Annotated in this window: 16 protein-coding genes; 11 read left to right on the forward strand and 5 right to left on the reverse strand. The window is 67.0% G+C overall.

The features are described from left to right. Positions 1-27: 27 nt before the first annotated feature. The 6 genes from AB4120_RS17120 (at position 28) to AB4120_RS17145 (ending at position 4,763) form a co-directional block, all read left to right on the forward strand. The gene (locus AB4120_RS17120) at positions 28-597 is read left to right on the forward strand and encodes a YcbK family protein (RefSeq protein WP_149137839.1); all 570 of its coding nucleotides are present in this window, start codon (positions 28-30) and stop codon (positions 595-597) included. 564 nt (positions 598-1,161) lie between these two features. Beyond that, on the forward strand, positions 1,162-2,484 hold the full coding sequence (oxlT, locus tag AB4120_RS17125) for an oxalate/formate MFS antiporter (RefSeq protein ID WP_149137840.1): 1,323 nt from the start codon (positions 1,162-1,164) through the stop codon (positions 2,482-2,484). A gap of 238 nt (positions 2,485-2,722) precedes the next feature. Beyond that, positions 2,723-3,670, forward strand: a complete 948-nt coding sequence (locus tag AB4120_RS17130) for a helix-turn-helix transcriptional regulator (RefSeq protein WP_149137841.1) — start codon at positions 2,723-2,725, stop codon at positions 3,668-3,670. A gap of 31 nt (positions 3,671-3,701) precedes the next feature. After that, a complete protein-coding gene (locus tag AB4120_RS17135) occupies positions 3,702-4,127 on the forward strand; it encodes a DUF3331 domain-containing protein (protein ID WP_149137842.1) in 426 nt (141 codons plus the stop codon). A gap of 160 nt (positions 4,128-4,287) precedes the next feature. Continuing rightward, positions 4,288-4,587, forward strand: coding sequence for a hypothetical protein (locus AB4120_RS17140; RefSeq protein ID WP_441642618.1), 300 nt, complete (start codon positions 4,288-4,290; stop codon positions 4,585-4,587). Positions 4,588-4,610: 23 nt separating this feature from the next. Next, the gene (locus AB4120_RS17145; protein ID WP_187645257.1) at positions 4,611-4,763 is read left to right on the forward strand and encodes a hypothetical protein; all 153 of its coding nucleotides are present in this window, start codon (positions 4,611-4,613) and stop codon (positions 4,761-4,763) included. A 9-nt stretch (positions 4,764-4,772) separates the two neighbouring features. On the opposite strand, the gene AB4120_RS17150 is transcribed toward AB4120_RS17145, so the two are convergent. The 3 genes from AB4120_RS17150 to AB4120_RS17160 all read right to left on the reverse strand — a co-directional run bounded on the left by AB4120_RS17150 (position 4,773) and on the right by AB4120_RS17160 (position 7,520). Continuing rightward, complete coding sequence (locus AB4120_RS17150) at positions 4,773-5,426, reverse strand: response regulator transcription factor (RefSeq protein WP_149137844.1); 654 nt, start codon at positions 5,424-5,426, stop codon at positions 4,773-4,775. After that, a complete protein-coding gene (locus AB4120_RS17155; protein WP_149137845.1) occupies positions 5,416-6,969 on the reverse strand; it encodes a sensor histidine kinase in 1,554 nt (517 codons plus the stop codon). The genes AB4120_RS17150 and AB4120_RS17155 overlap by 11 nt, the downstream gene beginning before the upstream one ends. 188 nt (positions 6,970-7,157) lie before the next feature. After that, positions 7,158-7,520: a response regulator transcription factor gene (locus AB4120_RS17160; protein WP_316248529.1), complete on the reverse strand. Its 363-nt coding sequence runs from the start codon at positions 7,518-7,520 to the stop codon at positions 7,158-7,160. Between the two features lie 289 nt (positions 7,521-7,809). Here AB4120_RS17160 and AB4120_RS17165 point away from each other — a divergent pair, with 289 nt between their 5' ends. The 3 genes from AB4120_RS17165 (at position 7,810) to AB4120_RS17175 (ending at position 9,568) form a co-directional block, all read left to right on the forward strand. Next, a complete protein-coding gene (locus AB4120_RS17165) occupies positions 7,810-8,307 on the forward strand; it encodes a Dps family protein (protein WP_262389935.1) in 498 nt (165 codons plus the stop codon). A 131-nt stretch (positions 8,308-8,438) separates the two neighbouring features. Beyond that, positions 8,439-8,828: a mechanosensitive ion channel protein MscS gene (locus AB4120_RS17170; RefSeq protein ID WP_149137848.1), complete on the forward strand. Its 390-nt coding sequence runs from the start codon at positions 8,439-8,441 to the stop codon at positions 8,826-8,828. A gap of 203 nt (positions 8,829-9,031) precedes the next feature. After that, positions 9,032-9,568: a ferritin-like domain-containing protein gene (locus AB4120_RS17175; RefSeq protein ID WP_441642619.1), complete on the forward strand. Its 537-nt coding sequence runs from the start codon at positions 9,032-9,034 to the stop codon at positions 9,566-9,568. 96 nt (positions 9,569-9,664) lie between these two features. Here the strand turns inward: AB4120_RS17175 and AB4120_RS17180 are convergent, their stop codons facing one another. Further along, a complete protein-coding gene (locus AB4120_RS17180) occupies positions 9,665-10,129 on the reverse strand; it encodes a hemerythrin domain-containing protein (protein ID WP_149139270.1) in 465 nt (154 codons plus the stop codon). Positions 10,130-10,308: 179 nt separating this feature from the next. Beyond that, positions 10,309-10,851 (reverse strand): cupin domain-containing protein, encoded by a 543-nt coding sequence (locus AB4120_RS17185; RefSeq protein WP_441642620.1) that lies wholly within the window; start codon positions 10,849-10,851, stop codon positions 10,309-10,311. A gap of 213 nt (positions 10,852-11,064) precedes the next feature. Here AB4120_RS17185 and AB4120_RS17190 point away from each other — a divergent pair, with 213 nt between their 5' ends. Both AB4120_RS17190 and AB4120_RS17195 read left to right on the forward strand, forming a co-directional pair. Next, a complete protein-coding gene (locus tag AB4120_RS17190) occupies positions 11,065-11,973 on the forward strand; it encodes a DMT family transporter (RefSeq protein ID WP_149137850.1) in 909 nt (302 codons plus the stop codon). Next, complete coding sequence (locus AB4120_RS17195; RefSeq protein ID WP_149137851.1) at positions 11,957-12,730, forward strand: helix-turn-helix domain-containing protein; 774 nt, start codon at positions 11,957-11,959, stop codon at positions 12,728-12,730. The genes AB4120_RS17190 and AB4120_RS17195 overlap by 17 nt, the downstream gene beginning before the upstream one ends. Positions 12,731-12,805 lie beyond the last annotated feature (75 nt).

Below are 12,805 nucleotides of genomic sequence, written 5' to 3' on the forward strand. Positions count from 1 at the left end.
CGTTTGCCCCCTTTCGCCCCCATCGCCATGACGCATACCCGCAACACGCCAGCCCGCCGCCGTTTCCTTCGCCAGTCCGGCGGTGTGGCCCTTGCCGCTGGCTTGTCTGCCTTGGCGGTGCCGCGTCTGGCGCTGGCCAGCGTGCCCGGGGCGCGGGCGCTGTCGTTCTCGCATACGCATACTGGCGAGCAGATCTCGCTGGTCTACGCGATGGGCGACCATGTGCTGCCGGACGCCCAGCAGGCGCTGAACCGCTTCCTGCGCGACCACTACTCGGGCGACGTGGGCAACATCGATCCGAAGCTGTTCGGGCTGCTCGCCGACCTGCGCGGCGTGCTGGGTGCCGACCAGGCGTACGAGGTGATTTCCGGCTACCGCAGCCCGGTCACGAACGAGCGCCTGCGCAAGAGCCGGGGCGGTGGCGTGGCCCGGCGCAGCCTGCACATGGACGGCATGGCGATCGACATCCGCCTGCCCGGCGTGCCGCTGGCAGACCTGCGCGATGCGGCGGTGTCCCTGGGCGGCGGTGGCGTGGGCATCTACACGCGCGACAACTTCGTGCACGTGGATACCGGCCGCGTGCGGCACTGGGGTTGATTTTTCCCGTAACATCCCGCGCGGCCCTCGCGCGGATTCATGACTTAACCTGATTCGTCCCGGCTGATAATCCATCAATCAGACTCGCGGCATTTACCCCCACCCGGCGTCCTGCCGCTCATTCCCCTGCATTTTCATTTTTCCGCAGCGCGCCAATTACGGCATTAATCGATCTGCCCCGATAGATTATCTCCATTACATTTTTGTCATTTGACGGAAAACCGCGTACGCGCCCCTTATTTTGTGCGTATAACTGCAGCTACATGCTGCGGACTGGTGTCACGCAACGTGCCTCCGCCCGCCGGGACGCCTGCGGGCATTTTTTTTGGGCATTATTGATTCGTCCCTGATCTGAGCCATCCGCATTGATTCCGATAATCACTGTATTTGGTGAAAACCCTGCTGCGTCTTTATCTTGCGCTGGGCTGGTATATCACATACTTTGTATTTGACCGCCCAATCGATAAATGGGCCGGCATACGATTTATTCCTTTTCGCGAGCGCACATCGCAACCAGGAAACAGGAGACAAACATGCCACAACAAACCACCCAGGGAGCGCGCCATGACTAGCCCATCCTCCGCCGCACTCACCCCGAACCAACAGGCATCGGATCGGACCCGCTGGATCCAGCTGGCCTTTGGCGTCGTCTGCATGGTGGCCACGGCCAACATCCAGTACGCCTGGACGCTGTTCGTGCCGGAAATCCAGCAGACCTACGGCTGGCCGCGCGCGCAGATCCAGGTGGCGTTCACGCTGTTCGTGCTGGTCCAGACCTGGCTCGCGCCGGTGGAGGGCTACTTCATCGACAAATTCGGCCCGCGCCTGATGGTGGCGTTCGGCGCACTGTTTATCGGCGCGGCCTGGATCATCAACTCGCAGGCCACCACGCTGGCGGGCTTCTACTTCGGTGCGGCGGTGGGCGGGATTGGCGTCGGGTCGATCTATGCCACCTGCATCAACAACGCCCTGAAATGGTTCCCGGATCGGCGCGGGCTGGCAGTTGGCCTGACCGCCGGCGGCTACGGCGCGGGCTCGGCGGCCACGATCCTGCCCATTGCGGCCATGATCGAGTCGTCCGGCTTCCAGGACACGTTCTTCTTCTTCGGCGTGCTGCAGGGCTCTATCGCCTTTGTGGCCGCGTGGTTCCTGCGCTCGCCGCGTGCCCAGGAAACCCGGGCGTCGCACAAGCTGGCCCAGGCCACGCGCGACTACACGCTCAAGGAGGCCATGAGCACCAAGCTGTTCTGGCTGATGTTCATGATGTTCATCCTGGTGGTGACCGGGGGCATGATGGCCGTGGCCCAGCTCGGCGTCATCGCCAAGGATCTCGGCGTCAAAGACTTCAAGGTCGATCTCCACTTCTTCGTGATGGCGGCCCTGCCGCTGGCGCTGATGCTGGACCGCATCATGAACGGCATCTCGCGGCCGCTGTTCGGGTGGATCTCGGACCATATCGGCCGGGAGAAGACGATGGTGATCGCCTTCACGCTGGAGGGCATCGGCATCATCGCGCTGGGGTATTTCGGCAGCAACCCGTACGCGTTCCTGATCCTGTCCGCCGTGGTGTTCCTGGCCTGGGGCGAGGTCTACTCGCTGTTCTCGGCACTGGCCGGCGACGCCTTCGGCACCAAGCACATCGGCAAGATCTACGGCGTGCTCTACACGGCGAAGGGGATTGGCGCGCTGTTCGTGCCGATCGGCAACCTGATGATGGAGGCCACGGGCACGTGGTCCACGGTGCTCTACACCGTGGCATGCATGGATCTGACGGCGGCTTTCCTGGCCGTGGTGGTGTTGCGGCCGGTGCTGGCCAGCCATGTGGCGGCATCCAAGAGCCTGTTCGCCAAGGAGTCGGCAGCGGGCGGCGCGCCCGTCAGCGCCTGAAAGCACTTTCGCACGAGACCGCGTACTATCCAGCGGACGACGGGCTTCCTCGGAAGCCCGTTTTTCTTGGTCCCCAGCGCGCCTGGCCGACTAAACCAAGGTATGAGTTGCGCAAACCATTTGACACCGTGCGCAACCGTTTGTAGGGCTATTCGGCCTCCTTTGCCTGATATACCTTGAAGCCATGCTGGGTCTAGCGGCCCAGAACCGCTTCAACGTTCAGTTCAAAGGGGCCGTCATGCATCACGCTTCGCTCATCCCGGTCAGTACCGCCCGCCCGTCCGCGCCACCAGGGCTCATCGGCGCAGAGCAGCGGTGGCGCGCACCCTCCCACGACACGGGCGCCCAGATCCCGGTCTCGCGCTGGACGCTCGAGCCCAGCGAGCCGCTCCAGGTCTTCCACCCCGGCGCCGACACCCACCACTGCATCGCCATGAACCTGCGCTGCACCACGCTGGCGTTCGTGCATGCAGGCCGGCCGCTGGTGGACGGGCGCGTCACCGCCGGCGCCGTGCAGGTGACCGCGCCGGGCGTACCGGTGCGCGCCACCTTCCAGGCGCCCGCCGACGTGCTCCACCTGTATGCCACGCAGGCGGTACTGGCCGAATGCCACGCCGACCTGTTCGATCGCCCCCATGCCGGCGACATTGTGCTGGACTCGCCCAGGCTGCTGCAGGACCCGGCGCTCGAGCGGCTCGGTCAGGCCCTGGCGATGACGCAGGTGCAGGACGCCGGCGCGAGCCGCATCTTCGTGGAGAGCGTGAGCCTGGCCATTGTCTCGCGCCTCGTGGCGCGGCACTTCCAGGCCGGTGCGACGGAGGCCACGGGCGGCAGCCTGGCGCCGCTGCCGCCGTGGCGCCTGCGCCGCGCCACCGACTACATCGACGCTCATTTGTCCGAAGCGATTGGCCTGGCCGATATCGCGCAAAGCACCGGCCTCACGCGCATGCACTTCGCGGCGCAGTTCCGCCGCGCCACCGGCCTGCGTCCGCACGAATACCTGCTGCGGCGGCGCGTGGAGCACGCGCAGTCGTTGCTGACCGCCACCGGCCAGACGATTCTCGACGTGGCCATGCATTGCGGCTTCCGCTCGCAATCGCACTTCACCACCGTGTTCAAGCGCTTTGTGGGCGAGACGCCCTACAACTGGCGCGTGAAACGCAGCCTGGACCGCAAGGCCGCCTGAGCGGCCGTCGCCCTCAACCCGGAGCCCCATCATGCTTGCAGACAACCTCGTGACAGACCAGGTTGCGCCGACGCGCAACCGCCCCGACCCCTGGCAGCAGGCACTCGGGCTGCTGTTTGCGCAGCCCGACCAGCCCGCCGGCAGCGCCGTGTCCTACCATCGCTGCGGCCGCCAGGACCTGGCCGGCGTGCTGATCCGCATCATCGACCTGCCCGATGCGCACACCGCCGTGCTGTCGTGGAACGATGCCACCCACTGCCGCTACGGCGAGCAGCAATGGGGCACCGCCTTCGCGCGCGTGGCAGGCTTCTGCGCCATGAGCGGCCGCGAGATCGAGCCCGGCGATGCCATCTACAAGCCCCGGCCGCAGCGCCCCCGTGCGCGCAATGCCGATGCGATGATCCTGGCCGAAGTCCTGCTGGCGCAGTCCGTGGTGGCTGCCGTTGCGGCGAGTTAAACCTAAGGATGAGGCCCCGCAACGAATGCGCTATCGGCGGCAACGGATGTACAAATGATTTCCGGGGCGTGAGTCTCTAAGCTTGATTCCAGGCAGCCGGCAATGCGCGGTGAGCCGCCAGGAAACCCAAAGCTGCACCCTCACTGATGGAGAGATTCCCATGACCACACGCACCCAACGCACCCTCGCCGCAACCGCCCTGCTCGTGCTGGGCAGCCTCGGCAGCTTCGCCACCGTGGCCCACGCCAGCGTCAGCTCGCCGCGTGACCCGTACACCGATGGTGCCCGCGTCGATTCGCCGCGCGACCCCTACACCGATGGCGCACGCGTCGATTCGCCGCGCGACCCCTACACCGATGGCGCACGCTTCGATCAATCCGTGGATGCCTCCGCCAGGCTGCAACTGGCCGGGCGCGACCTGACCGGTGTCTCGGCCTCGCCCGAGAAGTCGGACGCCTGAGTCCCAGGCCCCCGGAGCCCATCATGCCCATCCAGACCTCGACGATGCCCGCCCAGCACGTGTCCTATCCCGCCCCGATCACGTGGCGCGAACGCAAGCTGATTTGCTGCTGGATTGGGGTCTGCACCGCCTGCTGCGGCATGGCGGCCCTGATCTCGGCGTGGGGGCCGGGCTGACGCGACGGCTTACTGCGAAGCGTCGGATGTCATCCCGAGCGCTTCGGCCTTCAGCACGAAGTCGGCCAGCGAGCGCGAGCCCATCTTCTTCATGGCCTGGCCGCGGTGGATCTTCACCGTGATCTCGCTCAGGCCCAGGTTCGCCGCGATCTGCTTGTTCATCAGCCCGCGCACCACCTGGGCCATGACTTCCCGCTCACGCTGGGTCAGCGTGGCATAGCGCTGGCGCAAGTCCGCGCTCGACTGGTCGGCCACGCGCCGCTGGGCGTCGCGCGCCAGGGCGCTGTTCACGGCGTCCAGCATGTCCTGGTCCCGGAACGGCTTGGCGAGGAAGTCCGTCGCGCCCGCCTTCATCGCCTTGACCGACATGGCGATGTCGCCATGAGCCGTCATGAAGACAATAGGAATGCTGATCTGGCCCGCGCCGATCTGCTCCTGCACGGCCAGGCCGCTCAGGCCCTTGAGCCGCACGTCGAGAATCAGGCAACTGGGTGCGTCGGGCCGCTCGCACGCCAGGAATTCCTGCGCGGAGGCAAACGTCTGCACCTGGTGGCCCACGGAGCGCAGCAGCATCGCCACGGCAACCCGCATCGACTCGTCGTCGTCCACCACATAGACCACGCCACCTGCCACCTCGTTGGCGGCGCCCGACTCATTGCCCATGTTCGCTCCCTGCTTCTGCAGCGTGCCGAAGCGCCGCGCATTCGCCGTCCGCCGCATCGGCAAGATGCAACGGCAGCATGATGTGGAAGGCCGCGCCGCCCTCGGGCGGCGATTCGGCCCAGATGCGGCCGCCGTGCGCCTCCACGATGGAGCGGCAGATCGACAGGCCCATGCCCATGCCCTCGGCCTTGGTAGTGAAGAACGCGCTGAACAGCCGGTCGGCATCTTCCGGCGCGATGCCCTTGCCGGCGTCCCGCACGGTGACCTGCACCTGGCGCGTCTCGGCCAGCGCGGTGTTGACCCAGAGCCTGCGGGGACGGCTGGCGCCTTCCATTGCCTGCACGGCGTTCATCAGCAGGTTGATCAGCACCTGCTGAAGCTGCACGCGGTCGCCGCAGATCATCGCGTCCGGCAGCGTCAGGTCGATCACCGATTCCACATGGTGATCCTGCAGCTCGCGGCGCATCAGTTCGATCGACTCCCGCACCAGGCTGTCGAGCGCAGTCTCGGCGTAGACCGGATCGCGCTTCTGCGCCATCGAGCGGATCTGCCGGATGATGTCGCTGGAGCGCCGTGCATCGCGGATCATCTGGTCGATGGACTGGGTGGCCTCGCCGACGTCCGGTTGCGGCCGGTTCAGCCAGCGCAGCGCGGAGTCCCCACAGGTGACGATGGCCGCAATCGGCTGCGTCACCTCGTGGGCGATGGACGCTGCAAGCTCGCCCAGCGTGGTCATGCGCATCACATGCGCGAGTTCGGTGGAGGTGCGCTGCAGTGCCTGCTGGGTCTGGACGGCCGTGGTGGTGTCCATCAGCGCGCCCACGTATTCGGTATAGTCCGGCGCCGCCGCGCGCCGGCGCGACACCAGGTGCACGTGCTTGATCGTGCCGTCCGGCATGCGCAGCCGATGCCGCACGTCGATCAGCGGTACGCCCCGGCGCATCTGGTCGCGCACGGATACCACCAGCGGCAGGTCTTCCGGATGGGCGCGCGCCAGGATCAGATCCGGGGCGGGCGTGACCGTGCGGTCATAGCCGAAGATCCGGTAGGCCTCGTCGGACCATGTCATGGTGTCGTCGGGCACGCGCATGGCGATACTGCCGGTCTGGCTCAGCTGCTGCGCTTCGGCCAGGAAGGCTTCGCTGCGCGCGAGGGCGGCCTCGGCCGTGGCGCGGATCTGCATCTCTTCGTGCAGCTGGGCCGTCTTGGCGAGGTTGCGCATGGCCAGCAGCGAGGTACTGGCCACCGCCAGCAGGCTGAACACGCAGCGCGCCAGCGGGCCGGCGTCCTCGCTGACCGTGCGCTGGAACAGGAAGGCAAAGATGGTCAGTACGGCGCAGCCGATGGCCGAATACAGCGTGGCCTGCTGCGAGCCGGTGGCGGCCACCAGCAGCACGACCACGACATAGAGCACCGCCACGGCAATCGTCAGCGGCGTCAGGATATCGATCAGGAAAATCGCCAGCGTCAGCAGGGCCGCCAGGGTCAGCAGCACGCGCGGATTCTCGGATTTCGGCCTGTGCACGGCGGTTGGCTGGGACATGCTCGGGGTGGCTCCTCGGGGGACTTCGGCGGTTTCAACTACCGCTGGCCGTCGGCAGTCTTGCGGGGCGGTCGCGTGCACAGTCGTGGTGCGGGCGGGCACGGACGTGCCATCGATCCACCTTGGATGTGTGCGCAGGAATTATACATAGCAGGTGGCAAAATGTGACGTACGGCAGGGTACGGCACTTATGCGCTGGGTGCCGCCTTGCCGATCCGGTCCAGGCACGCCTGCAGCGAGGCGCCGTCCACCGGCTTGCTGAGGAAGGAGAGCGCACCGTTCATCATCGCCTGCCTGCGCGTGGCTTCCACCGAAAACGCGGTGATGAAGATCACGGGCACGTGCACGCCGGCTTCGGTCAGCCGGCGATGCATCTCGATGCCGGTGATGCCAGGCATCTGGACATCGGAAATCACGCAATCCACCTCGGCGGCACAGCCGGAGTTCAGGAATGCGGTGGCGGTGTCAAAAAGGATGACTTCCCAACCCAGGGAGCGAACCAGGCGCGACGTGGCGACCCGGACAGAGTCATCGTCGTCGACGATGGCCAATAACTGTTTGTTGTGCAAAGCGACTACCTCGACCCGACTGAAACACGCAGCGATGCCCGGAGCGACATGCCGGGATGCGTGCAGGCATGATACGAGGCCCGCTCCGGCGGCGTAACTATATGTATGTATAGTCTGGTCCGCCCCCCCAGCCGGGCGCGCCAGCGTGCGTTATCGACAATTCCGGGGTCCGGCGGCAACGGCGGCGCGGCATGCGGCCCGATCATGGCGGCAAGACACCCCGAGCCTTGCCCGGATTCCCCCGAATGTTTGCCGATCGCCAGGAGCCATGATGCCCGCGCCCTCCCTCGTCACCGCCACCGTCGCCCCGTCCATCCCGGATGCCAAGGGCGTCGCCGCCATCGCCGCGCACCTGAACCCGCTGCTCGCCGATGTTTTCGCGCTCTACCTGAAGACCAAGAACTTCCACTGGCACATGTCCGGCCCGCACTTCCGCGACTACCACCTGATGCTCGACGAGCAGTCGGCGCAGATCTTCGCGATCACCGACGACATCGCCGAGCGGGTGCGCAAGCTCGGCGCCGCCACGCTGCGCTCCGTCGGCGACGTGACCCGCCAGCAGCGCCTGCGCGACAACGATGCCGACCGCGTGGCCCCGCGCGACATGCTGGCGGAACTTCGCGCCGACAATCTGCAACTGGCCGCGATCATGCTCGACGCCCACGGCGTCTGCGACGACCACGGCGACGTGGCCACCGCCAGCCTGCTCGAGAACTGGATCGACGAAGCCCAGCGCCGCGCCTGGTTCCTGGCCGAAGCCAGCGAGTAACTCGCGCCAGAGCCGCGCCAGATGTTGCAGCCGTAACATCTGCTCACCATCGCGTAACCCACTGTAATGCGTCGCAGGGCATGATGGCTCCCATCGAGCAAGGCCGATCATCGGCCGACAAGGAGCCCGACATGCGTCAATCGATTCGTTACACCGGTATTGCCGTTCTCTGCGCCGCCATGCTGGCCGCCGGGCCGGCGTCGGCCCGCGGCCGCCATCACGGTGGCGGCGGGTCGGACGGCGCGGTGGCCGCGTTGGCCGTGGGCGCCATCGCGGCGCTGGCCATCGGCGCAGCGGTCTACAGCCAGCCCGTGGTGGCTGCGCCGGCGCCGGTCTACGCGCCGCCGCAGCCGGTGGCCTACGCCGCCCCGCAGGTGCCGCCGGGCTACTGCTACAGCAACTACCACCGTGCCTACGTGCCGTGCGCCCCGGTCGGTTACGGGCAGGTCGAGTACCAGCAGGGCTATGACCAGGGTTACAACCAAGGTTACAACCCCGGTTACAACCGTTACGGCTACTGAGCCGCCGTCAAGCCTGCGCCGCGCCAGCCCAGACGGCTGGCCGGCGGGTTGTAGGACCGAGCCCGATAGCAGAATGGGGCACGGGCTGACGCCGCGCCGTGGGGGCGGAACTCTAAGATAGATACGCACCAAATCCCCACATCAGCGTCCACATCAGCGCCCACTCAAGGCCCCGCTCTCGGTTGGCAAAGGAGTCCATCACAATGCAATCCCAGCCCTTCCTCACCGACATCAAGACCCTGCGTGAACGTGCCCGCAAGAAGATCGAAGACGGCGCCGTCACCGAGGGCTACGATGGCGACCGCAACACCGTGATCGAGTTGCTCAATACCGCACTCGCCACGGAAATCGTCTGTGTGCTGCGCTATCGCCGCCACTATTTCATGGCCAAGGGCCCGAACTCGAAGAGCGTTGCCGACGAATTCCTCCAGCATTCCAATGAGGAGCAAGGCCACGCCGACCAGATCTCCGAGCGCATCGTCCAACTGGGCGGCGAGCCCAACCTGTCGCCGGACGGCCTGCTGACGCGCAGCCATTCGGAGTACAGCGAGGGCGACGACCTCGCCAGCATGATCCGCGAGAACCTCGTGGCCGAGCGGATTGCGATCGACAGCTATCGCGAGATCGTCCAGTACCTGGGCGACAAGGACCCGACCACGCGCCGCATGATGGAAGAGATCCTGGCCGTCGAGGAAGAACATGCCGGTGAGCTGGCCGATCTGCTCGCGAATCAGGGCTGAAGGCGATAAAGCGCATTAAACGCCACTAATCGCAGCTCATAAAAAAGGCCCATCCGCCATGGATGGGCCTTTTGGCTTTTACGTCCGCGTCTAGCGTCAGGCGGTCACGCCTTCCAACTCGTGTTTGCGCTCCTCAAGTTGCGCCGCCACGGCCTTCAGGTCGATCTTGGCCTGGATCACGGCCTTGAACAGCTCGCCTTCCTCTTCCTCCACGTGGTGCCCGACGTACTCGGTCAGCACCTTGTAGTTGGCGTCCAGCATGTCCTTGTCGCCAGACTCGATCTTCGCGATCAACTGCTTGGCCACCATGTGCTCCACCTTGGCTTCATCGAGCATGTCGTCGATCTTGTCCGAAACCCCGCGCAGGGCGGGGTAGAAGATCTCTTCCTCGATCTGGGCGTGAATGGTCAGCGCGTGGCAGGTTTCTGCGGCAATCGATTGCTTGGCGCTGTCCTCCCTGGCTTCCTCGAACTGCTTGAACAGCTTCTTGACGGCGCGGTGGTCGTCCAGCAACAGGCTCAGGGCCGGGCGCTGGCCGACCGGGATCTTGGATTTATCCATGATGACTCCTCGTTCTGTGGGGTTTTGCGGGGTAGGTAGCGGACATGCGAAAACGGGTCCGTGGACCGGTTCTGCAAAAGCCGTTCCCGACCGCCCGGCGCCGCAACATCGGCGCGCGGCGGGGGCGGGGCGCACCCGCTACGTGTAAAACTTGCCGGCAAACGTAGGGATCGAGGCGGTCAGCCCTGCTGTGGCCGCGAGGGGGGGCGCTTGGGGGGCCGGGGCGCCAGCCGGGCGATGACCTCGGCGTGGTCCGGATGGGCGGCGGCCAGCGCCGCCGCATCGGCAAGTTCGAACTCGCTGAACTCGAACCCCGGCGCCACCGTGCAGCCCACCAGTGAATAACCGCCGCCGTAGCCCGCCACGCGCTCGGCCGCGAACCAGCAGCCGGCCGGCACGACCGCCTGGAACGCGGTGCCGGCGTCGTGCAGGGGGTTGCCGAGGTGGTGGGTGTGCAGCCGGCCTGCGCCATCGATCACATGCACGTCGAGCGGCCCGCCGGCGTAGAAATGCCAGCCTTCGTCCGCGCGGATGCGGTGCCACGCCGAATACGCGTCATCGCAGAGCAGGTAATAGATGGCCGTGGAGGCCGAGCGCTCCGCGCCATCGGCCCGGCGGACCCGTGCGGCGTCCCGGTACGTCTCCCGGTAGAATCCCCCCTCCGGATGGGGCACGAGGCCGAGGTCCTGGATCAGGCGGTGATGGGGCGCGGTCGGTTGCATGGCAGAAAGCGGCCCAATCGGGGCCGAGAGACGTGGACGAGGCGCTTATTGTCCATGAGGTCTATTGGATTTGTCCGATGATCGACGGCATCGGCCCGCCGCCGATTGCAGGAATCGCCAAGACAGCCGATTTCCGCCCCGCTACGCTGCCGGACAATCTCCCCCATTGCGGCCAATGCCGGCCGCCCCGGAATCTGATCGAGTACCGCTCCCATGTCGCGCCCCCTGCCCGCCTGGCTGCCTGGCCTGGCTTTCGTCCTGATCTGGTCCACCGGCTTTATTGTCGGCAAGGCGGTCGTGCCCGTGGCCGACACCAGCCTGTTCCTGCTCGCCCGCTTCGCGCTGGCCGGGCTGATGTTCACGCTGGCGGCGCTGCTGACCGGCGCGGCGTGGCCGGCGCCGCGCGAGGTGCCCCGCCACCTGCTGGCCGGCGCGCTGATGCAGGGCATCTACCTGTGTGCCGGCTACGGCGCCGTGGCGCACGGCCTGTCGCCGTCCGTGATGGCGCTGCTGGGCGCCCTGCAGCCGCTGCTGACCGCGCTGCTTGCCATCCCCCTATTAAAAGAGCTACCTTCGATGCGCACCTGGCGCGGGCTCGCGCTCGGCGCGGCCGGCGTGGGGCTGGTCGTGCTGCCCGCGATGCGGGCCGGCGCACCGCACGCGGTGTCGCCGTGGATCGTGCTGATCGGCCTGCTGGCCATTGTTTCCATCACCATGGGTACGCTGTTGCAGAAGACCTCCATCGCCAAGGCCGACATTCGCGCCAGTTCGGCCTGGCAGAATGCCGGCGCGATGCTGGTGGCCGGCGCGCTGGTCATGGTCAATGGCGGCCCGGGGGCGCTGCACTGGGAGCCGGGCGCCACGCTCTGGGCGTCGCTGGCCTATGCCGCGCTGGTGCTGTCGGGGTTGGGCACCTGGCTGCTGTTGGCGCTGGTGCGCCGCGGACGCGCCGCCAACGCCGCCGCGCTGATGTTCCTTGCCCCGCCGCTGGCCGCCATGCAGGCCGCCCTGCTGTTTGGCGACCATCTGGTGCCGCTCCAGTGGCTCGGCATGGCGGTGGCCGGCGCCGGCGTGTGGCTGTGCCAGACCCAGGGACGGACGCAACGTGCCGAAGCGCGCTGATCACGCCGCCCCGCTGGTCGAGCCCCGGCGGTTCCAGCCGCAGCCGCTCGGCCATGCGCACGACTACCACCAGTTGCTGTTCGGCGTGGACGGCGCCATCGAACTGGAAATCGATGGCCACGCCTATCGGGTGGATGCCGAACACGGCCTCGTCGTGCCCGGCGGCGAACACCATGTCTGCGTGGGCCTGACCGAGAACCTGCAACTGGTGGCCGACTTCCCGGCCAGCTCCGTGGCGCTCCCGGCCCGACTGATGGCCCGCCCCCGCACCTTTGCGCTGGACGGCCCACTTGCCGCCCAGGTGCGCACGCTCGTCGCCATCCCCAAAACCCGCCCGGGCGCCCCGCCGCAGCACGACTGGCAGCGCGCGGCCATCCTGGCTGGCAATCTGGCCACCTCGCTCGGCCAGGATCTCGCCCGGCACGACGCCGCCCGCTTCCCGGTGTTGGCGATCGACGCCTGCCTGCGCGCCAGCCTCGCCGAGCCGCCGCGCGCCGACCAACTCGCCAGCCGCTTCGGCTGGGGCGCCCGCCACTTCCATACGCTGTTCTGCGAAGCCTTCGGCGACACCCCGCACGGCTACCAGACCCGCCTGCGCCTCGATCAGGCCGTGCAGTGGCTGATGGCCGGCACGATGCCGCTGGCCGACATCGCCTTCGGTGTCGGCTATCCCGACCAGACCACGTTCACCCGTGCATTTGCCCGCCGCTTCGGCCTGCCGCCGGGGGCGTGGCGCGAGGCGGCGCGGGGCCCCTGAAGCGCTCGCCATCGATTGTCAGAATTACAAAGCCGAGTAAGGCGCACACCGCCGGCAGGGGTCCGCCCTCCTCCG

The sequence above is a fragment of the Cupriavidus sp. 2KB_3 genome (assembly GCF_052115685.1).
Lineage (GTDB): Bacteria > Pseudomonadota > Gammaproteobacteria > Burkholderiales > Burkholderiaceae > Cupriavidus > Cupriavidus campinensis.

Coding starts and splice junctions, on each gene's coding strand:
- AB4120_RS17120 (WP_149137839.1), top strand. CDS start 28: ATGACGCATACCCGCAACACGCCAGCCCGCCGCCGTTTCCTTCGCCAG.
- oxlT (WP_149137840.1), top strand. CDS start 1,162: ATGACTAGCCCATCCTCCGCCGCACTCACCCCGAACCAACAGGCATCG.
- AB4120_RS17130 (WP_149137841.1), top strand. CDS start 2,723: ATGCATCACGCTTCGCTCATCCCGGTCAGTACCGCCCGCCCGTCCGCG.
- AB4120_RS17135 (WP_149137842.1), top strand. CDS start 3,702: ATGCTTGCAGACAACCTCGTGACAGACCAGGTTGCGCCGACGCGCAAC.
- AB4120_RS17140 (WP_441642618.1), top strand. CDS start 4,288: ATGACCACACGCACCCAACGCACCCTCGCCGCAACCGCCCTGCTCGTG.
- AB4120_RS17145 (WP_187645257.1), top strand. CDS start 4,611: ATGCCCATCCAGACCTCGACGATGCCCGCCCAGCACGTGTCCTATCCC.
- AB4120_RS17150 (WP_149137844.1), bottom strand. CDS start 5,426: ATGGGCAATGAGTCGGGCGCCGCCAACGAGGTGGCAGGTGGCGTGGTC.
- AB4120_RS17155 (WP_149137845.1), bottom strand. CDS start 6,969: ATGTCCCAGCCAACCGCCGTGCACAGGCCGAAATCCGAGAATCCGCGC.
- AB4120_RS17165 (WP_262389935.1), top strand. CDS start 7,810: ATGCCCGCGCCCTCCCTCGTCACCGCCACCGTCGCCCCGTCCATCCCG.
- AB4120_RS17170 (WP_149137848.1), top strand. CDS start 8,439: ATGCGTCAATCGATTCGTTACACCGGTATTGCCGTTCTCTGCGCCGCC.
- AB4120_RS17175 (WP_441642619.1), top strand. CDS start 9,032: ATGCAATCCCAGCCCTTCCTCACCGACATCAAGACCCTGCGTGAACGT.
- AB4120_RS17180 (WP_149139270.1), bottom strand. CDS start 10,129: ATGGATAAATCCAAGATCCCGGTCGGCCAGCGCCCGGCCCTGAGCCTG.
- AB4120_RS17185 (WP_441642620.1), bottom strand. CDS start 10,851: ATGCAACCGACCGCGCCCCATCACCGCCTGATCCAGGACCTCGGCCTC.
- AB4120_RS17190 (WP_149137850.1), top strand. CDS start 11,065: ATGTCGCGCCCCCTGCCCGCCTGGCTGCCTGGCCTGGCTTTCGTCCTG.